The 21,034-nt window shown below is 67.4% G+C and carries 20 protein-coding genes; 8 read left to right on the top strand and 12 right to left on the bottom strand.

The window, feature by feature from the left end:
• Nucleotides 1-257 precede the first annotated feature (257 nt).
• Entirely contained in the window at nucleotides 258-1,163 is a 906-nt protein-coding gene (locus G1C96_RS06925) for a cation transporter (RefSeq protein ID WP_169275866.1), read from the top strand.
• Between the two features lie 715 nt (nucleotides 1,164-1,878).
• Here G1C96_RS06925 and cysS read toward each other — a convergent pair.
• On the bottom strand, nucleotides 1,879-3,507 hold the full coding sequence (gene cysS, locus G1C96_RS06930; protein ID WP_169275898.1) for a cysteine--tRNA ligase: 1,629 nt from the start codon (nucleotides 3,505-3,507) through the stop codon (nucleotides 1,879-1,881).
• A gap of 136 nt (nucleotides 3,508-3,643) precedes the next feature.
• On the opposite strand from cysS, the gene G1C96_RS06935 reads away from it, so the two are divergent.
• Together G1C96_RS06935 and G1C96_RS06940 are read left to right on the top strand one after the other, a co-directional pair.
• Nucleotides 3,644-4,384 carry a type 1 glutamine amidotransferase gene (locus G1C96_RS06935; protein WP_169275867.1) on the top strand — a complete coding sequence of 247 codons (741 nt, stop codon included), beginning with the start codon at nucleotides 3,644-3,646 and terminating at the stop codon, nucleotides 4,382-4,384.
• Between the two features lie 459 nt (nucleotides 4,385-4,843).
• A complete protein-coding gene (locus G1C96_RS06940) occupies nucleotides 4,844-6,925 on the top strand; it encodes an ABC-F family ATP-binding cassette domain-containing protein (protein WP_169275868.1) in 2,082 nt (693 codons plus the stop codon).
• A gap of 69 nt (nucleotides 6,926-6,994) precedes the next feature.
• Here G1C96_RS06940 and G1C96_RS06945 read toward each other — a convergent pair whose 3' ends face one another.
• From G1C96_RS06945 to coaD, 9 genes are all read right to left on the bottom strand, one after another.
• Nucleotides 6,995-7,432 (bottom strand): type II toxin-antitoxin system VapC family toxin, encoded by a 438-nt coding sequence (locus tag G1C96_RS06945; RefSeq protein WP_169275869.1) that lies wholly within the window; start codon nucleotides 7,430-7,432, stop codon nucleotides 6,995-6,997.
• A gap of 5 nt (nucleotides 7,433-7,437) precedes the next feature.
• Entirely contained in the window at nucleotides 7,438-7,716 is a 279-nt protein-coding gene (locus G1C96_RS06950) for a FitA-like ribbon-helix-helix domain-containing protein (RefSeq protein WP_169275870.1), read from the bottom strand.
• Nucleotides 7,717-8,011: 295 nt separating this feature from the next.
• Nucleotides 8,012-8,569 carry an acetolactate synthase small subunit gene (gene ilvN, locus G1C96_RS06955; RefSeq protein ID WP_169275871.1) on the bottom strand — a complete coding sequence of 186 codons (558 nt, stop codon included), beginning with the start codon at nucleotides 8,567-8,569 and terminating at the stop codon, nucleotides 8,012-8,014.
• 33 nt (nucleotides 8,570-8,602) lie between these two features.
• Nucleotides 8,603-10,489, bottom strand: coding sequence for an acetolactate synthase large subunit (locus tag G1C96_RS06960; protein ID WP_169275872.1), 1,887 nt, complete (start codon nucleotides 10,487-10,489; stop codon nucleotides 8,603-8,605).
• Nucleotides 10,490-10,713: 224 nt separating this feature from the next.
• Nucleotides 10,714-11,436, bottom strand: coding sequence for a ribonuclease III (rnc, locus tag G1C96_RS06965; RefSeq protein WP_169275899.1), 723 nt, complete (start codon nucleotides 11,434-11,436; stop codon nucleotides 10,714-10,716).
• Nucleotides 11,437-11,636: 200 nt separating this feature from the next.
• Nucleotides 11,637-11,831: a 50S ribosomal protein L32 gene (rpmF, locus tag G1C96_RS06970; RefSeq protein WP_169275873.1), complete on the bottom strand. Its 195-nt coding sequence runs from the start codon at nucleotides 11,829-11,831 to the stop codon at nucleotides 11,637-11,639.
• A gap of 111 nt (nucleotides 11,832-11,942) precedes the next feature.
• Nucleotides 11,943-12,554, bottom strand: a complete 612-nt coding sequence (locus G1C96_RS06975; RefSeq protein ID WP_169275874.1) for a YceD family protein — start codon at nucleotides 12,552-12,554, stop codon at nucleotides 11,943-11,945.
• Nucleotides 12,551-13,333, bottom strand: coding sequence for an ATP synthase subunit B family protein (locus G1C96_RS10135; RefSeq protein ID WP_417852177.1), 783 nt, complete (start codon nucleotides 13,331-13,333; stop codon nucleotides 12,551-12,553). Before G1C96_RS10135 ends, G1C96_RS06975 begins: the two co-directional genes overlap by 4 nt.
• Nucleotides 13,334-13,590: 257 nt before the next feature.
• Nucleotides 13,591-14,085, bottom strand: a complete 495-nt coding sequence (gene coaD / locus G1C96_RS06985; RefSeq protein ID WP_169275875.1) for a pantetheine-phosphate adenylyltransferase — start codon at nucleotides 14,083-14,085, stop codon at nucleotides 13,591-13,593.
• An 82-nt stretch (nucleotides 14,086-14,167) separates the two neighbouring features.
• Here coaD and G1C96_RS06990 point away from each other — a divergent pair, with 82 nt between their 5' ends.
• Nucleotides 14,168-14,464, top strand: a complete 297-nt coding sequence (locus tag G1C96_RS06990; RefSeq protein WP_205832083.1) for a DUF3039 domain-containing protein — start codon at nucleotides 14,168-14,170, stop codon at nucleotides 14,462-14,464.
• A gap of 269 nt (nucleotides 14,465-14,733) precedes the next feature.
• Here the strand turns inward: G1C96_RS06990 and G1C96_RS06995 are convergent, their stop codons facing one another.
• Nucleotides 14,734-15,750 carry an aldo/keto reductase gene (locus G1C96_RS06995; protein WP_169275877.1) on the bottom strand — a complete coding sequence of 339 codons (1,017 nt, stop codon included), beginning with the start codon at nucleotides 15,748-15,750 and terminating at the stop codon, nucleotides 14,734-14,736.
• Between the two features lie 123 nt (nucleotides 15,751-15,873).
• Complete coding sequence (locus G1C96_RS07000; RefSeq protein WP_169275878.1) at nucleotides 15,874-16,506, bottom strand: Pr6Pr family membrane protein; 633 nt, start codon at nucleotides 16,504-16,506, stop codon at nucleotides 15,874-15,876.
• A gap of 210 nt (nucleotides 16,507-16,716) precedes the next feature.
• Between G1C96_RS07000 and G1C96_RS07005 the strand changes: the two genes are divergently transcribed.
• From G1C96_RS07005 to G1C96_RS07020, 4 genes are all read left to right on the top strand, one after another.
• Nucleotides 16,717-18,048, top strand: coding sequence for a nicotinate phosphoribosyltransferase (locus tag G1C96_RS07005; protein WP_169275879.1), 1,332 nt, complete (start codon nucleotides 16,717-16,719; stop codon nucleotides 18,046-18,048).
• Between the two features lie 336 nt (nucleotides 18,049-18,384).
• Nucleotides 18,385-18,813: an HIT family protein gene (locus G1C96_RS07010; protein ID WP_169275880.1), complete on the top strand. Its 429-nt coding sequence runs from the start codon at nucleotides 18,385-18,387 to the stop codon at nucleotides 18,811-18,813.
• 186 nt (nucleotides 18,814-18,999) lie between these two features.
• Nucleotides 19,000-19,767 carry a ribonuclease PH gene (gene rph, locus G1C96_RS07015; RefSeq protein WP_169275881.1) on the top strand — a complete coding sequence of 256 codons (768 nt, stop codon included), beginning with the start codon at nucleotides 19,000-19,002 and terminating at the stop codon, nucleotides 19,765-19,767.
• Nucleotides 19,768-19,867: 100 nt separating this feature from the next.
• On the top strand, nucleotides 19,868-20,533 hold the full coding sequence (locus tag G1C96_RS07020; protein WP_169275900.1) for a non-canonical purine NTP pyrophosphatase: 666 nt from the start codon (nucleotides 19,868-19,870) through the stop codon (nucleotides 20,531-20,533).
• The last annotated feature ends 501 nt before the right edge of the window (nucleotides 20,534-21,034 follow it).

The following is a 21,034-nucleotide window of genomic DNA, read 5'->3' on the forward strand; positions in this document are numbered from 1 at the left end:
GATTCAGTCTAGCCGTGGCGCGGGAAAAGCGCGGCGCGGCGCGGGATGCGGCGGCGGGCGCGACGTCGGTGGCGGTGCCGGTCGGGGTACCGGTCTGGGCGCGTTTCGCCGCGGGCCGAATCGGGCTTCGGAGGGTCCGGGGGCCGGCCTAGAATGGTATCAACAGTGATATTGTTGATCGATTTCCATGGCGGAGGTTATCTCATATAGCGCTGGACACCCCGATGCAATGCAGTACCGGCAAAGGAGGCCCAGGTATGCCCCAGAAACAGATTGAACGCAACGCCCTGATCGTCGGCATCGTCGTGAACGTGACGACGGTGCTCATGGGCATGACGGTATTCTTCATGACCGGCCTCAAGGCCATGTTCCTCGACACCACGTTCACCGTGATCTCCGTGGTGTCCGGCGTGGTGGCCGTGTTCCTCTCCTCGCACACCGCGAGACCCACCGACCGGTTCCCCAACGGCAAGTTCGCGCTGGAGCCGATCTACGCGATCTGCAAGGCGCTGCTCACGCTCTCGCTGCTGGTGTTCTCCCTGCTGGACGTGACGCAGGTAGCGTACGACTACTTCGCGTACGGGCAGGGCGATCGCATCGAGACGGGGCCGGTGGTGGTGTACGAGATCGTCACCGTGGTCATCTGCTTCGCCCTGTGGGCGTACTACCGCAACCGGAGCCGGGCGATGAACGGGGCCAGCACCATGCTCGCCGCCGAACAGAACAGCACGCTCGTGGACGGCGCGATGTCGTTCGGCATCGGCGCGGTGGCCATCTTCCTGTGGCTGCTGCCCGCCGGCACGCCGCTCGACTTCCTGCACTACACCGGCGACTTCTTCATCACGCTGGCGATCGTGCTGCTCACGGCCAAGGAGCCGTTCGGCGTGCTCAGGGACGCGTTCGTGGAGCTCGTGGGCGGCGTGCATGACGACGAGGAGACGCTGGCGTTCGTGGAGGCGGCGGCGATGCGGACGCTGCCCGCCGGCACCGAGTACGAGCGAACGCTGGTGTTCAAGACCGGCATGAACTACACGGTGGACGTGTACCTGGCCGGCACCGGAGAGACCATCGACGTGGCCGATCTGGTGGGGCGCAAGCGCGCGCTGGAGCAGGAGCTGCGCGGGCGGCTGCACATCGTGGACGTCGACTTCGTGTTCGACTGATCGCCGTCCCGAGCGGCGCGGTCCCTTCCTTGTCATCCTGAGCGGATCAGTCTCTTCCCATCATCCCTGGGCGGATCAGCCCCCTTCTCGTCATCCTGGGCGGTGCGGTCCCCTCCTTGTCATCCTGAGCGGAGCGCAGCGGAGTCGAAGGATCTTTGACATGCGTGTGTGGGTCAAGGATCCTTCGACTCCGGCCTGCGGCCTTCGCTCAGGATGACGGGAAGGGGAGACGGTGTCGGCCTTCGCTCAGGATGACGAGAAGGGGGAGGCGGTGTCGGCCTTTGCTCGGGATGACGTTGGTGGTGTGGTGTTGACCTTTGCTTGGGATGACCGGGAAAGCAAGCCCCGCTTTGAACGAGCGGAGAGACAAACCCGCCTGTGCTCCGTCACCCACCGAGTGGACCGAACCCTTCCCGTCATCCCTGGGCGGATCAGTCTCTTCCCATCATCCCTGGGCGGATCAGCCCCCCCTTCTCGTCATCCTGAGCGGCGCGGTCCCTTCCTTGTCATCCTGAGCGGAGCGCAGCGGAGTCGAAGGATCTTTGACATGCGTGTGTGGGTCAAGGATCCTTCGACTTCGGCCTGCGGCCTTCGCTCAGGATGACGCAGTAGAGGCGGCGTTGGTCCTTACTCAGGATGACAGGAAGGAGGCGTTGGCCTTCGCTCAGGATGATGTTTGGGGGGTGCGGCGTTTCGCCGCACCCCCCAAAAAACGTCACTTGAGGCTCCAGGTGGAGCCCTGCGGGCCGTCCTCGATGGCGATGCCGGCCGCGTTCAGCGCATCGCGGATCGCGTCGGCCTTGGCGAAGTCACGCGCCTTGCGCGCCTCCGCGCGGGCGTCCAGCTGTTCGCCGATCAGCGCGTCCAGCGCCCTGCGCTCCGGAGTGGCGTCGCCGTCGTCGGCCGCGCCAGCCGCGCCGTCGCTCACCCACGGCTCGGCCAGCGGGTCGAGACCCAGCGTGTCCAGCATCGCGCGCAGCGTCAGCAGCTGACCGCGCACCGTCGCCTTGGCGGCGTCGCCGTCCACCTCGTCGCCCACGTTCGAGAGCGTGCCGTTGATCGTGCGGATCTGCGTGAAGATCGCCGCCAGCGCGCCCGGCACGTTGACGTCGTTGTTGAGGGCGGCCGTGAAGTCCGCCGGCAGCAGGTCGGCGTTCACCGCCTCCACCTCGTCGCGCGTCGGCTGCTCGCCGATCGCCGCGCCCGCGCGCTCGATGCAGTTGGACACGCGCTCGTACGCGGCCTGCGCCTCCACCAGCGCCTGATCGGACCATTCAAGCATCGAACGGTACTGCACGGAACCGAGCGCGTAGCGCACTACCCACGCGGAATGGTCGGCCAGCACGCTCGGCACCGACAGGCCGGTGCCCAGCGACTTCGACATCTTCTCGCCCTTGGCGGTCACCCACGCCGAATGCATCCAGCGGGCCGCCGACTCGTAGCCGGCCGCGCGCGTCTGCGCCATCTCGTTCTCATGGTGCGGGAAGCGCAGATCCAGACCGCCGCCATGGATGTCGAACATGCCATCGAGATAGCGGTGGCTCATGGCCGAGCATTCGATGTGCCAGCCCGGGCGGCCCACGCCGAACGGCGTCGCCCAGCGGGCGGTTTCGGGATCGGTGTCCTTCGGCGCCTTCCACAGCGCGAAGTCGCGCGGATCATGCTTGTCGGGGGAGGCGTCGGCCGGATCGACCGGATTGTACTTGTCGTCGCCGGACGCGTCCACGGACGGACCCATGCGATCGGCGACGGCAGCGGCCTCGTCCACCTCGCCGGCGCTCTGCTTCTGATGCGTCAGCTCGCCGTACGCCGGCCAGCTCGCCACGTCGAAGTACACGTTGCCCGTGGGATTGCCGTCGGCATCGCGCACCACGTAGCCGTGGCCGTTGTCGACGATGCGCTGGATCAGCGACACCATGTCCGGCACATGGCCGGTCGCGCGCGGCTCCACGGTCGGCGGCAGCACGCCCAGCTGATCGTAGAAGCGCGTGAACTCGCGCTCGTAGTAGTAGGCGCGCGCCCACCACTGCTGCCCGGCCGCGGCGGCCTTGTCGAGGATCTTGTCGTCGATGTCCGTCACGTTGCGCACGAACGTCACGTCGTAGCCCAGACGCATGAACCAGCGGCGCACCACGTCGAACGCGACGGCAGCGCGCATGTGGCCGATGTGCGGCGACGACTGCACCGTCGCGCCGCACACGTAGATGCCCACCTTGCCGGGCTTGATCGGCGTGAACGACGACACCGCGTGCGATGCCGTGTCATACAGCTTCAGATCGGCGGCCGCCTTGGCGACCGAAGCGGCGGAAGTGCTGAAATTCTGCGGTTCTTGGCTTGTTCCCATAGCCATGAGGGTATGCGCGAAACCAGACAAGCGCAAGGATCGTCCCGCGGCCGCGGAACGCGTGGCCGAAGCGCTCGGCATGGTGCGTGCTTCCGGGTAACAGGGGCTGTGCGCCCACGGTGGCACAATGGGAGCTATGTCCGAACCGCAAGTGCTTATTCTCCAGCATGTCCCGTGGGAACGTCCCGGCAGGATCCTGCAGAACCTCGAGGATCTGGGACTGGGGTACCAGATCCTGTCCATCGTGGACCGCAAGAAGCCCGACCTGCCCGACTTCAAGGACGTGGCCGGTCTGGTGATCATGGGAGGCCCGATGGGCGCGCTCGACTGGGACGAGCATCCGGGCCTCAAGGTGGAGTCGCAGCTGGCGCGCGCCGCCGTGAGCGTGGGCAAGCCGACGCTCGGCGTGTGCCTGGGACATCAGATCATCGGCACCGCGCTGGGGGCGAAGCTGCAGCGCGGCGAGGCGCCGGAGATCGGGTTCGCGCCGATCAAGCGCGTGGACCGTCACGACTTCTTCTCCATGTGGGACAAGCAGATCAGCGTGCTGCACTGGCACAACGACGTGATCGGCGTGCCCGAGGGCGCGCAGGTGCTCGCCCGCACGCACGGCACGAAGGTGCAGGCGTTCCGCGTGGGCTCCGCGCTGGGCATGCAGTTCCACCTCGAGGTGACCGCCTCGCTGCTGGAGGAGTGGCTCGACGAGCCGTCCATGGTGAAGGACCTCAAGTCGGTGGGGCTGTCCAAGTCGCAGCTGCGCGACCAGTTCGCCGAGTTCAACCCCACGCTGCAGCCGCTCGCCGAGCAGGTGTTCTCCGGGTTCGCGGCGCGCTGCAACACGTACGCCAAGGCGCTCGCCGCGTCGCACGCCGAGTAGGTCGGTTCGCGCGTCACGCGGTGCGCGAGGCGTCACGTGGCGCGTACATGGCGTCACGGGGAGCGGACGCTCCCTGTGACGGGGTGCCAAGAATCGTTGATATTGCGCCGTTTTGGGGTGCTGTGTCACTGGGAGCGGACGCTCCGCGTGACGTCTTTCCCTCTCCGCGTGACGCGTAGGGTGGTCCGTGTGACGGGGTCTCGTGGCGCGTAGGGCGCCGCGTGATGTGTAGGAGGCTTCTTCGCATAGGGGCAATTCGTGTGTCACGCGGAGCGCGCGTTGCGTCATGCGGAGCGGACGCTCCTTGTGACGGTCCGCCCAAGAACGTTGATATTGCGCCGTTTTGGGGTGCTGTGTCACTGGGAGCGGACGCTCCGCGTGACGGTGGTGGCGCTCCGCGTGACGCGGGGAAGTCACGCGCAGGGCGGACGACGACGGCAGGCGCTACATTGGTGCGTTATGCCGACGTATGATCTGGGACTTGAACGTGTTTCGCTTGCTTTTGCTACCAAAACCATCTTCACCGATGTGACGCAGGGCGTCTTCGAGGGGGACCGCATTGGCATCGTCGGCCGCAACGGCGATGGCAAGTCGACGCTCCTCAAGCTGTTCGAAGGCGTGCAGACGCCGGATTCCGGCCGCGTCACCAAGCGCAACGGCCTTACCTTCGGCATGCTCTCCCAGCGCGATCCGCTCGACGACGACGCCACGGTGCGCGAAGCCGCGCTGGAGGGGTGCGAAGACTACGAATGGGCTGCCGAAACCAAGTCGCGCGAGATCGTGGAGGCGCTGCTCGGCGGCATCGACCTCAATGCGCGGATCGGCTCGCTCTCCGGCGGCCAGCGCAGGCGTGCGGACATGGCCCGCCTGCTGCTCAAGGACTGGGACATCCTCGCGCTGGACGAGCCCACCAACCATCTGGACGTGGTGACGATCCACTGGCTCGCCGAGCATCTGCGCAACCGCTGGCCGTCCGGTCAGGGCGCGCTGCTGCTGGTGACGCACGACCGCTGGTTCCTCGACGAAGTATGCGAGTCCATGTGGGAGGTGCACGACGGCGTCATCGACCCGTTCGAGGGCGGATACAGCGCGTACATGATGCAGCGCGTGGAGCGCGACCGTCAGGCCGACGTGCGCGAGGAGCGCCGCCGCAATCTGGCGCGCAAGGAGCTCGCGTGGCTGTCGCGCGGCGCGCGCGCCCGCTCCACCAAGCAGAAGTTCCACGTCAAGGCCGCGCGCGAGCTCATCGCCGACGTGCCGCCGATGCGCAACTCCATCGAGCTCAAGCAGATGGCCACGTCGCGTCTGGGCAAGCAGGTGGTGGACCTCATCGACGTGACGCAGGTGTTCGCGCATACGCATGGATCGGTGGCGCGCGACGACGCGGCGGCGAACGGCGGCGACATCGTGCCCTCGCTGTACTCCGAGCCCAAGGCGTACGGGTCGGTGGAGATCGCCGTGGACGACATGGACGATCCGCGTCTGGTGGACGCCGGCGTGACGAGCGCCGAAGCCGCGGCTGCCGCAGCGCAGACGGATGCCACCGACGCGGACGATGCCGAGACGCCGGCCGTCACGTCCGCCGCGCAGAAGGTCACCGTCACCGGCCGCAAGGTGCTCGACGACGTGACGTGGCTGATCGGCCCCGGCGACCGCTTCGGCATCGTGGGTGCGAACGGCGCCGGCAAGTCCACGCTTCTGAAGCTCATCGACGGCACGATCACGCCGACCGTGGGCCATGTGAACATCGGCAAGACCGTGAAGTTCGCCGTGCTCTCGCAGCGCCTTGACGAGCTGGAGAAGCTGGGCAAGTACAAGATCAAGGAAGTGCTGAGCCGCTACAAGCCCAGCTACATCGTGGACGGCAAGGAAGTGACGCCCGGTCAGCTCATGGAGCGCCTTGGCTTCTCGTCCGCGCAGCTCATGACGCCGATCCGCGACCTGTCGGGCGGTCAGAAGCGCCGCATGCAGCTGCTGCTCATCCTGCTTGACGAGCCGAACGTGCTGGTGATGGACGAGCCCGGCAACGATCTCGACACCGACATGCTGGCCGTCATGGAGGATCTGCTCGACACGTGGCCGGGCACCCTCATCGTCGTCTCGCACGACCGCTACCTGCTCGAACGCGTCACCGACCAGCAGTTCGCGCTCATCGGCGGCAAGATCCGCCATTTGCCCGGCGGCGTGGACGACTACCTCGACATGATCGAGCAGGCCAAGAACGCGCCCGCAGCCGCTGCGCCTCAGAACGCTGCGCAGAGCGACGCGGATGCGCAGGCGGACGGCGGTGCGCAGACCGCCGCCGAGCCGAAGCTCACCGGCAAGGCGTTCCACGACGCCCGCAAGCGCGTCAACGCGATCGAGCGCAAGCTTGCCAAGCTGGAGGACCAGAAGAACGACCTCGAGGCGCAGATGGCCGCGCATGATCCGTCCGACTACGAGGGCCTCAACAAGCTCAACGCGCAGCTCACCGCCATCGGCGCGGAGAGCGAGGGCCTGGAGGCCGAATGGCTCGAGCTCTCCGAGCAGCTGGGTGAGTGAGACAGCTGGGGGAGCGAGGCAGCCAGAGGAGTAAGGGCCGAGCGATTCGGCATGCACCCGAGGGGCGCGCTATGCCGTGATCGTCTGCGCGCCGGCGTCCCACGGGTTGATCAGCGTGACGCCGGTGCCGGCGAAGTCCTTGACGTTGCGCGTGGCCAGCGCCATGTCCCGTGATCGTGCGATCGCCGCGATCATCGCGTCCTGCGGGCTGATGGGTCTGCCCATGCGCGTGCGGACGGCCTGTATGTCCGCATAGTCCAGCGCAGCCGCGGCATCGAATGAAAGGATGCTGTCGAGCATCGGGAGGAGCGCATAGTCGATCGCGGCTGCGAGTTTCCGGCGCCGAGCTCCCTCCGGCATGAGGCGGACGCCCGCAAGCAGTTCGGCTACGGTCACCGTGGTGATTGCGAGATCGTCGGGATTCTGTTGGCGATACCAGGCGGCGACGGCCGGAGCGGGGCGCGGGCGCAGCGTTTCGCTGATGAGATTGGTGTCGAGGATGATCATCGTGATCACTCGAACATCACGGGCGGGCGAGAATCTTCGACGCTGCGCTCGGGCAGGGGAAACTCCTCCTCGGTGAATCCCTCGATGCCCTCCTGTTCCATGAACGCGCGCATGCGATCGTAGAAGTTGGTGTTCTCGGCGATGCCGTGTGCCACGTAGCCGGCGAGATGCTCCTCCAGCACCGAGCGCACCTCGGCTTCCATTGAACGATTGTGCTGCGCCGCGGCCTCCTTGAGCTGCTGGATCTGTTCGTCCGGGACCTTGCGAATCGTGAGCGTTCCCATGATGTGCCTCCTTGCCGATGCGAAGCGACTGCTGTCACTCTGCTGTCATGTTGTCGATATGAAGAATGATAGCAGAATGCTGGCAAATTCGCTTGGGGAGAAGAGACGAAAAAGGGGTGTCCCGCCATGCGACGGGACACCCCTTGACTGTTCTGCGGTGGCTGCGCTCCTTAGTGTCGCTCGCGCTACGCTAAGCCCGCTGGGCTCCGTGTTCAACGGAGTGGCCTTCGGCCACGCTGTGTTCGTGCGGTTGCGCTCCTTAGTGTCGCGCAACGCCACGCTAAGCCCACTGGGCTTAGCGTCCCGTTACCTCCGAACCGAGGACCTTCTCGCTCAGGGCGCGCGGGCCGCGCGTGACGGCCACGGCGCCGGAGCGCACCAGCTCGATCACGCCGTAATGCTCCAGCAGGCCGAGCAGCGCGTCGATCTTGCCCTCCGCGCCCGTCGCCTCGATCGTCAGCGACTCCGGATTCACGTCCACCACGCGCACGCGGAACAGACGCACGATTTCCAGCACGTCCGAACGGTTCGACTCGTTCGCCGCCACCTTGATGAGCACCAGCTCGCGCTCCACCGTGGTGGACGGGTCCAGCTCCACGATCTTCAGCACGTGCAGCAGCTTGTTGAGCTGCTTGATGATCTGCTCCAGCGGCACCGCGTCCACGTCCGCGGTCACCGTGACGCGCGAGATGTCCGGACGCTCGGTGGGGGAGACGGACAGGGAATTGATGTTGAACGCGCGGCGCGCGAACAGGCCGGCGATGCGGGCCAGCACGCCGGGGCGGTTCTCCACCAGCACCGACAGCGTATGACGCTCGGAACCGGGCTGGGAGGCGGGATACACAACTGCCATGGAAGACTCCTTACGCTCTTGACGCTCTTGCGCTCACTCGGCGGGCTTGTTGACCAGCGGATTGACGCCCGGGCGGTACGTCACCGTGTCGTTCGAGGCGCCCGCGGACACCATCGGCCAGACCATGGCGTCCTTGTACACGCGGAAGTCGATGAGCACCGGACGGTCCGTGATCTCGTTCGCCTGCCTGATCGCATCCAGCGCCTGCTCCGGCGTGAACGCGCGCAGACCCACGCAGCCGTACGCCTCGGCCAGCTTCACGAAGTCCGGCACGTCGAAGAACTCCTCGGCCGGGGTGTCCTCTCGGGCCTCGCCGTCCAGCAGGTTCGTCTGCGAATAGTGGTGCTGGTAGAACAGCGTCTGCCACTGGCGGACCATGCCGTACACCGAGTTGTTGAGGATGGCAATCTTCACCGGCGCGTGGTCGATGAACGCGGCCGCCAGCTCCTCGCTGGTCATCTGGAACGAGCCGTCGCCGTCGATCAGCCACACCGGCTTCTTCGCCTCGAACTCGCGCTGCGAGCCCACGGACGCGCCGATCGCGGCCGGCAGGCCGAAGCCCATCGTGCCCAGACCTCCCGAGCTGATCCACGAGTGCGGATGCTCGAAGTCCACGAGCTGCGACGCCCACATCTGGTGCTGGCCCACGCCGGACACCCAGATCGTCGACGGGTCGGCGTGCTTGGAGAGCTGCTCCACCACCCACTGCGGCGAGAGCGACCCGTCCGTGGGCTGGTCCTCCGGCTCGTCGTAGTGGATCGTGTACTTGGCGCGCAGATCGTCCAGCAGCTCCCACCACGGCTTGAGGTTCGGCTTGCCCTGGATGGCCTGCGTGCGTTCGATCTCCGGGATGAGGTCGGTGAGCACCGCGGACACGTCGCCCACGATCGGCACGTCCGGCACGCGGTTCTTGCCGATCTCCGCCGGGTCGATGTCGATGTGGATCACGCGGGCCGTGGGCGCGAACGCGTCCAGCTTGCCGGTGACGCGGTCGTCGAAGCGCGCGCCGATCGCCACGAGCAGATCCGCGCGCTGCACCGCGCCGGTGGCCGCGATCGTGCCGTGCATGCCCAGCATGCCGAGGTTGCGCGGGTTGGAGTCCGGGACCACGCCGCGCGCCGGCAGCGTGGTGACGATCGGGGCGCCCGTGATCTCCGAGAGCTTCTCCACCAGCTCGCCCGCGTCGGAGCGCGCCGCGCCGCCGCCCACGTACAGCACCGGGCGGTACGACTGCGCGAACAGCTTCGCCGCGTCGCGCAGCACGTGGCCGTGCGCCTTGACGGTGGGGTTGTAGCCAGGCAGGATCATGCGCTGCGGCCACGAGTAGTACATCTCGCCCACCTGCGCGGTCTTGGTGAGGTCCACCACCACGGGGCCGGGACGACCGGTGCGCGCGATGTAGTGCGCCTCGGCCAGCACGCGCGGGATGTCCTGCGCGCGCGTGACCAGATACGAATGCTTGGACACCGGGTAGGTGATGCCGACGATGTCCGCCTCCTGGAACGCGTCGGTGCCGATGGCGGGCACGCCCACCTGGCCGGTGATGACGACCATCGGGATGGAGTCCATGTTCGCGTCCGCGATGGCGGTGACCACGTTGGTGGCGCCCGGGCCGGAGGTCACCAGGCACACGCCCACGCGGCCCGTGGCCACGGCGTAGCCCTCCGCGGCATGGCCGGCGGCCTGCTCGTGGCGCATGAGCACGAAGCGGAACTTGGTGTCGTCGTTGATCTCGTGATAGACGGGCAGGATCGCGCCGCCGGGAATGCCGAAGACGTCCTGGACGCCCAGATCCTCCAGCGTGCGGACCAGCGCCTTGGCTCCGGTCATCTTCTCGCCGTTGACGATCGTCTGCCGATCGACCTCGGGAGTGGTTTTGGGCAGCGCGCTGAACGCCTGCAGGGGGGTGGGAGTAGCCATGATGTTCTCTCTCCATCAAGTCCGTCAAACTACGTACCGCCCTGCCGCCGCCGACGCGGGTGCGCTTCGGACGGGGCAGGGTCTCCGCGGTGCCGAACGCTTGTGGCGCAAGGCATCGCCGCATTCTTACAGTGTAAGCGCCGTGCCGACAGGCGGACGTCCCGGCGTCTGCATGGTGGCGGTCGGCGCCGCGCGCGTGCCGCCGCCGGGCGCGAGGGACGCCGTCAGCGTCCGCCGTGCCGCTTCGCCGTGCCCTGGCGCTCCCAGTCGTCCAGCGTGTGCCACGCCGCCTCGGCCGCGGCCAGCTGCGCCTTGCGCTTGGACGTGCCCCTGCCCGTGCCGATGATCTCGTCCTTCGGGCCGATCGTCGCCTTGGCCGTGAACTCCGGCGCGTACTCCGGACCGTCCACGCGCATGCGGTAGCGCGGCTCCTCGAGGCCCATCTCGTGCGCCTTGACCGTCAGCGACGTCTTCCAGTCGAGCGCCGGTCCCTCGGTGGCCACCTCGGCGAGCGTGTCGTCGATGAGATGATGCACCACCTTGCGCGCCTCGTCGATGCCGTGGGAGATGAACGTGGCGCCGATCAGCGACTCCACGATGTCGCACAGGATGGAGCTCTTGTCCGCGCCGCCGTCCTCCGCCTCGCCGTGCCCCAGCAGGATGTACGGGCCCACGTGCAGCTTCTCGCGCGCCACCGCGGACAGCGCCTCCTCGCTCACGGCCTTCGCGCGCATCTTGGCGAGCTGGCCCTCCGTCATGTCCGGATGGGCGGTGTACAGCGTCTCCGTGGTGACGAGCTCCAGCACCGCGTCGCCCAGGAACTCCAGACGCTCGTAGTGCCTGGCTCCGGGATGCTCGTGCGCGAAGGAGCGGTGCGTGAGCGCCTGCACCAGCAGCTCGGGCGCGAGCGTGGTGCCGAGCGCCTCCAGCAGGACGTTGCCGCTCATGTCCGGTTCTGGAGCGGCGGTTCGGACGGATTCGTGTTCCTCAGTCATATGTCAATCCCTATCGTCTCGCGAGGACTTTGCGACGCCGTCGCGCCGCCGTCGCGGTGATCGCGCCGACTGCCGCGACGCGGATAGCAAAAAGCCCCGCCACCCGTCGATGGCAGGGCTTTTGATGCTCGCGATCACGTCGCGCCGATACCTCAGTTGGTGTGGGCGGACTTGATGGCGGCGCGGTACACGCGGCCGCGGAAGGAACCGCAGCTCGGGCACGCCATGTGGGGCAGAGCGGGAGCGCCGCAGTTCGGGCAGGTGGTCGTCTGCGCGGCAGACGCCTTCCAGTTCGCGCGGCGCGAATGCGTGTTGGCGCGCGAGGTCTTGTACTTAGGCAGAGCCATGATTAATCCTCTTTTGTCGTTCGAACGAAAATGAGCTTAAGCGTTCAGTAGTGTAGCGCGAGGCGCGAACAATGTCCAATCGACGGCGCGATCCGTCCGTCGCGGCGCGCGTCAGGCGTTGCGCTCCTGCTCCTCGAGCTTCGCCTTGAGATCGGCCAGCGCGGCGAAGCGGATGTCCGTCACGTCGTGATGATGATCGGGATGCTCGTTGAGGTCCACGCCGCACTGGGAGCACAGGCCGCGGCAGTCCGGGCGGCACAGCGGCTGCAGCGGCAGCGTCTCCACCAGCGTGTCGCGCAGCAGCGCCTCGATGTCGGCGAACGCGCCGCCGGAGATCAGCGGATACGTGTCCTCCGACTCGTCCTCGCCGGCCACGATGTCCACCTCGTCGCCGCCCCTGCCGCGGGAATCGCGCGAGTCGCGCGAACCGTCGAACGGGAAGAACGCCGTCACGTCCGCAGTCCAGTCATGCGTGATGGGCTTCAGGCAGCGCGTGCACTCCGCGTGCGCCGGCGCCGTGATGCGACCCGTGAACACGATGCCGTCCACGATCGAATCGAAGCTGCCGGTCACCTGCACGTCATCGCCGGCGGTGACGCCCACGATGCTGTCGCCGATGCCGTCGGGCGCCGGGAACGCCCGGTCGATGGCCTTGCTCTGGCCCGCGCGCGCGGCGATCTGGGCCACGGAAACGGCCCACGGGGAATCTTCGGGACGACTCATTGCTGATCCTCCTGGTCGGTGCCGGACACGCCGTCGGACTGGGCGGCCGCCTGCACGGCGGCATAGTCCTGCGCGGCGCGCTGCTGACGCGCATACAGCACGTTCAGACCGGCGTTCACATCCTGCTTGAGCTTGTCGAGCTGCTGGTCGAGCGACTGCATCACCTCGACGCAGTACTTGTCCGCGCCGTTGGTCAGACGGTCGGACTTGGCCTGCGCGGTCTCCATCGTGGCACGCGCCTTGGCCTGCGCGAGCGCCACCACGTTCTCCTGGCCGGACAGGAACTGCGCCTGGTCGTTCGCCTCCTTGATCATGTCCGCCGCACGCGACTGCGCCGCGGCCACGATCGCGTTCGCCTGCGTCTGCGCGCCCTCCAGACGCCGCTCCGCCTCGCGCATCAGCGCGCTCGCGCGCTCCAGCTGCACCGGCAGCATCTTTTTGAGCTCCTCCAGCTGCGCGGAAAGCTCGTCGCGGTCCACCTTCACGACGTTCGGCGTGAAGAACCCCGCCTTGGCCTCGTTCAGCGTGGACTCGATGCCGTCCAGAATGTCGTAGACCGTGGTGAACTCGTTGCGGGAACGATCGTCGCCGGTGGCGCGCAGATCCGGCATCCGCGGCACCGACGGCTGCTGCGCGGCCGGCCTCGGATCCGCCGACGCCGCCGGGGAGGCATGACGCGCCTTGTGCACCGGCTCCGTGACCTGATCGTCCGCCACCGCCGGCCGAGGCTGCTCCACATGCTCGCGGATCGGCTCCGGGAACGGCAGCGGCGCGGGCATCGCGTCCGTGGACAGGGACGGCGCGGCGGAGGACTGCGCGGCCGGGGCCTGCTGCGCGGACTGCGCGGGAACCGCGGGAGACGACTGCGGCGTCACATCCAACGGGGCGAACGACACCGGAGCCGCCGAATCGTCGGTATCGTCCGAAACGTCGAGCTCCTCCACGCTGCCGGGCTCCACGGTATGCGCCTCGCCCGTATCGTCGTCATCGTCGCGACCGCGCGCGGAGAACTGCTCGGTCCGCTGATCGTCCACCATCACCGGCTCCTTTCCTTGGCCACGGCCTCCTCCAGCATCGTGACCACGCAGCTGGGCACCATGCCCGTCACATCGCCGCCGTGGCGCACCACGTCCTTCACGATCGAACTCGAAATATGCTCCAGCGCCGGATTCGCCGGCAGAAACAGCGTCTCCACGCCCGCCAGCTTGCGGTTCACCAGCGCCATGCCCAGCTCCGCCTCATAGTCGCCGTTCTGACGCAGACCCTTCACGATCACCTCGGCGCCCACCCGCCTGCAGTACTCCGTGATCAGCCCGGAAGTGGAACCGACCTTCACGTTCGGGAAACCATCCTTGTCCAGCGCGCGCCGGATCACGTCCGTACGGGTCTCCACGGAGAACATCGGCGTCTTCGCCGCGTTGATGGCCACCACCACATGCACTTCGTCGAAGAACTTCGCGCAACGCTCGATCACATCGAGATGTCCTGCGGTGACGGGGTCGAACGAGCCGGGGCAAACTGCGATTGTCATGGACAACAGCCTACCGCGGGGCGGCAACTTGTTACGCGTGGAAGACTGACGGAAGCGCGGCCGCCGACCTATGATGGGAGCCATGAACGCTTTCGAAGATGATCTGTCCGACCCGCTGAGCCCCCTCTCCGCCCCCGACCAGGGCACCGGCACCGCCGTGCTCGAACGCCCCGAGACCGAGGAGGAGACCAAGAAGGACGACGGCGGTGACGCCGACCGGTTCGCGCACTACGTCTCCAAGGAGCGCATCGCCGAATCGCGCCTCACCGGCAGGCCCGTCGTGGCGCTGTGCGGCAAGGTATGGGTGCCCAAGCACGATCCGTCGCAGTATCCGGTGTGCCCGGATTGCAAGCGGATCTACGAAGAGATGATGGGGTGAGCCGTTCGCTGGGGTCGCATATGGGGGAAGCCCCGCTTGATGCGAGACACGCTCAAGGCCGCTCGGCCAAGCTTACGGTCTCGCATCAAGCGGGGCTTCCCCCATATGCGACAGGCTTGTGCTCAGGTTTTTTGAGCGCCAAAGACGGGACGCGGCTTATGGCCGCGTCCCGTTGCGCTTAGGCCAGCCTGTGCTCAGGTTGGGAGCACCAGATGGCGATGCGCGGCGGGGCCGGCCGTGAGCGGCCCCTTGCGTGCCTGAGGTGCGGGTCAGACGGATCGGGCGGCGATGGAGTCGATGGCGGAGAGTTCGTCGGGGGTGAAGGTGAGGTTCTTCAGGGCGGCGATGTTGTCGAGGATCTGCTGCGGCTTGGAGGCGCCGATCAGGACGCTCGTCACCTGGCCGTCGTGCAGGATCCAGGCGAGCGCCATCTCGGCGAGCGTCTGGCCGCGCTGCGCGGCGATGGCGTTGAGGTCGCGGATCTGCTGCAGGCGCGCCTCGGTCAGGTCGCTGCCGTGCAGGAAGCGGCCGTCGGTGGCGATGCGGCTGTCGACGGGCACGCCGTTGAGGTAGCGGTCGGTGAGCAGGCCCTGCGCGAGCGGACTGAACGTGATGATGCCCTTGCCGATGCGGTTCGCGGTCTCCTTGAGCCCGTTGCGCTCGATCGTGCGGTCGAAGATGTTGTAGCGGTTCTGGTTGATGACGAACGGCACGTGCAGCTCGTCCAGGATCGCGGCCGCGCGCTCCATCGTCGGACCGTCGTAGTTGGACAGGCCCACGTACAGCGCCTTGCCGGAGCTCACGGCCTGCGCGAGCGCGCCCATGGTCTCCTCCAGCGGCGTGTCCGGATCCGGGCGGTGGTGGTAGAAGACGTCCACGTAATCCAGGCCCAGACGCTCCAGGCTCCGGTCGAGGCTGGCGAGCAGGTACTTGCGGCTGCCCTTGTCCCCGTAGGGTCCGGGCCACATCTCGTAGCCGGCCTTGGTGCTGATGATCAGCTCGTCGCGGTGGGCGGCGAAGTAGTCGCGGATGAGCCTGCCGGCGTTGCGCTCGGCGGCGCCCGGCTCGGGGCCGTAGTTGTTCGCCAGATCGAAGTGCGTGATGCCGTTGTCGAAGGCGGTGAACGCCAGCTGCTTCATCTGCTCGTACGGCGTGTGGTCGCCGAAGTTGTGCCAGAAGCCCAGGCTCACGGCCGGCAGCTTCAGACCGCTCGCGCCGCAGCGGTTGTAGGTCATGGCGTCGTAGCGCCCGGGCGCGGGCTCGTACGTCTCGATGGGCTGGAACATCGGTTCCTCCTTGAACTCAGTGCTTCACGTGAAACAACGTCGGAACAACGTTGTCTTCGCGTCCCATCGTGCCACGAGGTGCCGATGACTCGCGCGCGGGAGGTCGCGCCGCACCCATCGCGTTCAGCCCAGCGGCGCGCGGTCCGGCAGGACGCGGTCGACGAGGAACAGCACCAGACCGCCCGCGAGGAACGCGCCCAGATACGTCACCGCGTTCAGGCCCAGCTGCGCCCAGCCGATCTGCGCGACGTCGACGAATGGGTACGGGTACAGGGAACCGTTGGACAGCGGCGCGTCGGGCAGGATCGCCGCGCGCAGCAGCACGAACGCCAGATACAGCGGGAAGTAGATCAGCCACGAGAACACGTAGTGCCACGCGAAGCGGCGGTGCGCGTCGAAGAGCAGGAAGTCCGCCCCGGCCATGATCGGCGTGATCACGTGCACGATCGTCGGCGCCGCCAGGCCGAGCACCGTGAACGTGTCCGGGCCCATCACCGCCGGCGGCAGCACCAGCCACGCCACCAGGCCGGTGATCGCCATGTACAGCGTCACGCACCCCTTGAGCCACGCCGGCGGCTGCATGCCGCGCACCAGGCTCGCCGCGCCCGCCCACAGCATCACGAACGCGAACGCGAGGTTCGACTGGTTGGTGAAGAACACCCAGTCCCACGGCCGCATGCCCGACCATGTGGGAACGGTGCCGGCGATCGCGAGGCCGGCCGCGACGAGTCTGAAGATCCCTGCCACGAGTCTCATGCCTCCAGCCTAGTCTCCCGCGGGCGCCGCGGCGATGCGCGGTACGCGACACGCGAATGGTCAGAATGACTATAAGTGAGCGAGCGGCCGACGAGTACACTGATGAACCAACTGTGCCAAGTCGCCGAATCGGCCGCGAACGTTGCGGCGGGCGCGCCGGGGCGGGCGGCGAACGCGCGATATGGGCGATCCAAGCGAAAGAGGAACCTGATGGGCGCTTACACCGATTATTCGCCGGCGTTGATGACCGACATGTACGAATACACCATGCTCGACGCATGCCTCAAGGACGGCACCGCCGACCGCAAGTGCGTGTTCGAGATCTTCACGCGCCACCTGCCCGAAGGACGCCGCTACGGCGTGGTGGCCGGCACCGGGCGCATCCTCGACGCGCTCGAGCACTTCCGCCTGTCCGACGAGGACCTGCGCTTCCTCGCCGACCGCAAGGTGGTGGGCCCCGAGACCATCAAGTGGCTCGAGCACTTCCGCTTCACCGGCTCCATCAAGGGCTACCGCGAAGGCGAGATGTTCTTCCCCAACTCGCCGATCCTGCAGGTCGAAGGCACGTTCGGCGAATGCACGCTGCTGGAGACGCTGCTGCTGTCGATCCTCAACTACGACTCCGCCGTCGCCTCCGCCGCCAGCCGCATGGTCTCCGCGGCCAAGGACCGCCCGTGCATGGACATGGGCGGCCGCCGCACCAACGAATGGGCCGCCGTCGCCGCCGCGCGCGCCGCCGTCGTGGGCGGATTCAAGGGCACCGCGAACCTGCTCGCCGCGCAGATCTACGGCCTCAAGGCCATCGGCACCGCCGCGCACTGCTTCACGCTCGTGCACGACGACGAACGCCAGGCCTTCGAATCGCAGATCGCCGCACTGGGCGAAAACACCACGCTGCTCGTGGACACCTACAACATCGAGGAAGCCGTCAAGACCGCCGTGGAGGTGGCCGGTCCGAAGCTCGGCGGCGTGCGCATCGACTCCGGCGACCTCGCCTCGCTCGCCCAGCGCGTGCGCAACCAGCTCGACGCCCTCGGCGCCACCAACACCAAGATCACCGTCACCAACGACCTCGACGAATACGCGCTCGCCGCGCTGCAGACCGCGCCCGTGGACTCGTACGGCGTGGGCACCATGCTCGTCACCGGCTCCGGCGCGCCCACCTGCGCCATGGTGTACAAGCTCACCGAACGCGAAGGCGCCGACGGCACCATGGTCCCCGTGGCCAAGAAGAGCAAGGACAAGGCCACCGTGCCCGGACGCAAGCTCGCGTTCCGCTCCTACGAGTACAACCTCGCCGACTGCGAGCACGTGATCTCCGGCTCCGAGGAGAAGCTCGCCGCCTACGAGCCCGACCCGGAGTGGAAGAACCTGCTCGTGGACTACGTGGACCACGGCGAGATCGACCCGCGGTACCAGGGTCACGACGCGATCACGGCGGCGCACGAATACCGCGCCAAGGCGCTCGCCGAACTGCCGATCACCGCGCAGTCGCTGATGAAGGGCGAGCCGGTCATCCCCACCGAGACGCAGGTGCTGTGACCGCGCGGTGACGCGGTGCGGGTGCGGTGCGCCGGTGCAGAGCGCGCCGATCGTCGCACTGCGCCGCATTTCTGCCGATCCTTGGCACGCATGACGCAGGTGTAGGCAGATCTGCGTCGTGACGGCCGGTTTTCGGGCCCGATGAACGCATTTCTGCCGATCCTTGCATGATGCATGCCAAGGATCGGCAGAAATGCACCCGCACCGGCGGCGGTGATATGCGCCCATGCCGGCCGGGGCCGTCGAACCGCTGCACATCGCGGCAACAGGCGGTCGCCGCGCCGGCGCGGCGGTACAGTGGAACCTGAATTCACTCGCCAATCAAAGGAGAACGACATGAGTGAAGCTGAACCCTGCGCCTACTGCGACGAAGGCGCGCCGCTGGACGCGTTCGGCATCAAGATCACGGAGCTGCCGGCTTCCAAGGTGGTGCTGTTCAAGGAGCAGAGCCATCCGGGACGCGTGATCGTGGCCTCCAAGTACCACGTCAGCGAGATCGTGGACCTCACCCCCGAGCAGCGCGCGGCGTTCTTCGCCGACGTGGAGCGCGTGGCCGAGGCCGTGCACAAGCTGTTCAACCCGGACAAGGTGAACTACGGCGCCTACGGCGACACCGGCCATCATCTGCACTTCCACCTCGTGCCCAAGTACCATGACGATCCGTTCGAGTGGGGCAGCACGTTTGCCATGAACCCGGACCGCAAGCACCTGACGGACGCCGAATACGACGAGCTCGTGGCCAAGTACCGCGAGGCGCTCGCCTGAATTCCGGTCGACGGATGACGGCGATGACGGCCGGCGCGCCTCCCCGCGAGGCGGCCGGCCGTTCGCATGCGCGGGCGGATCGTGGGCGCGGTGCGAGCGCGGCGCGAGCGGGTTCGCACGCGGCGACGTCACGCGCGGACGCGCGCGCAGGTGCTAGGGTGTGCGAGGAACTTCAGGAGGTTACGCATGGCTGAGATCAAGGATCTGCTGGCGGGAACGGGCACCGTGGTCCGTCCCGACGGGCGCAAGGTGGACGAGCTGCGTCCGGTGTCCATCACCCGTCACTTCACCGACGCGCCGGAGGGGTCGGTGCTCATCTGCTGCGGCAACACGCGTGTGATGTGCACGGCCACGTTCACTCCGGGCGTGCCGCGCTGGCGCAAGGATTCGGGGCTCGGCTGGGTGACCGCCGAGTACGCGATGCTGCCGCGCGCCACCGCCGAGCGCACCGACCGCGAGTCGGTCAAGGGCAAGATCGGCGGCCGCACGCACGAGATCAGCCGACTCATCGGCCGCTGCCTCAGGGGCGTGGTCAACATGAAGGCGCTGGGCGAGAACCAGATCCAGATCGACTGCGACGTACTGCAGGCCGACGGCGGCACGCGCACCGCATCCGTCACCGGCGCGTACGTGGCGCTCGTCGACGCGCTGCACTGGGCCGAGCGTCACAAGCACATCCGCTCCGCCGGCCGCGTGCTCAACGATTCCGTGTCCGCCGTCTCCGTGGGCGTGATCAATGGCACGCCGATGCTGGACCTGCCGTACGTGGAGGACAGCCAGGCTATGACCGACATGAACGTGGCGATGACCGGCTCCGGCAAGTTCATCGAGATCCAGGGCACCGCCGAGCATCGTCCGTTCGACCGCGACGAGCTCAACGTGCTGCTCGATCTGGCGGCCAAGGGCAACAAGGAGCTGCAGGCCGCGCAGCGTGCGGCGCTGGCGCAGGACTGATCGATTCGCGACTGATCGATTCGCGGCCGATTACGGACTGATCGCACACAGATCGCACGACACATACGACACACACAGAGGAGGGACCATGGCCGATACGATCACCGTGGTGGTGGCCACGCACAACGAAGGCAAGCTGGTGGAGATCCGCCGCATCCTCGAGGAGGGGCTCGGCGCCGACGCCGCGCGCATCGAGCTGAAGTCCGCGGGGTCGCTGGGGCTCGACGACCCCACCGAGACCGGCGTGACGTTCGAGGAGAACGCGCTGCTCAAGGCGCGCGACGCCGCAAGGCAGACCGGCATGCCGGCCATCGCCGACGACTCCGGACTCATCGTGGACGTGATGGGCGCCGCCCCCGGCATCCTGTCCGCCCGCTGGGCCGGTGCGCACGGGCACGACGCGGCCAACAACGCGCTGCTGCTCGCGCAGATCGACGACATCCCGGACGCCAAGCGCACGGCCCGCTTCCGCTGCGCCGCCGCGCTGGTGGTGCCGGCGGCAGCCGGTTCCGAGACCGGTTCCGAGACCGTGGAGCTGGGCGAGATGCCGGGCGTGATCATCCGCAAGGCGCGCGGCGAGCACGGCTTCGGCTACGATCCGATCTTCGTGCCGGACGACCAGCCCGGCCGCACCAGCGACGACCCCGACCACGAGGGCGAGCCGCTGACGAGCGCCGAGATGACGCCGAAGGAGAAGAACGCGATCTCGCACCGCGGCAAGGCGCTGCGCGCGCTGGTGCCCGCGATCGAGGCGCTGCTCGGCTGACGCGGCAAGCGGATCCGCGCGGCCGATGCGGCTCGCGGGGCCGCGCTCGATCGTGCCGCGCAGGGACATGGCAACGGACGCATGGCAGGGCTGTGCGTCCGCTGCCGTTTTTCATATGCGCGCATACGCAGCTGACGGTATTCGGGCGCTGAAATGGTCGGTTGCGTATGCGTGCATATGCGGACGTAGGGGTTTTGTAGGGTTTCGTCGGTCCGGACGTGCGGGCGGTCGCCTGCGTGCGTGGCGGGAGGTGCCGATCAGGCAGTTTTTCTGGGGAAACTGCCTTTGCGTGACTTTTCAAGGGGCATTCGGGAACACTCAGAAGAAGGGACCCTACTTCTGAGTGGGTGTCTTGGGTAGAGCCTCGTTCGGAGACCTTGACGATTGGCGGAATGATGCGGTTTTCCCGTTGCCGACGACGCGAATTCCGATGGTCCTTGCGCGGACGGACACTCAGAAGAAGGGACCCCTGTTCTGAGTGCCTCTCGCGTCGGGCCTTCC

It is taken from the genome of Bifidobacterium moraviense (genome assembly GCF_012932365.1).
GTDB classification, from domain to species: Bacteria; Actinomycetota; Actinomycetes; order Actinomycetales; family Bifidobacteriaceae; genus Bifidobacterium; species Bifidobacterium moraviense.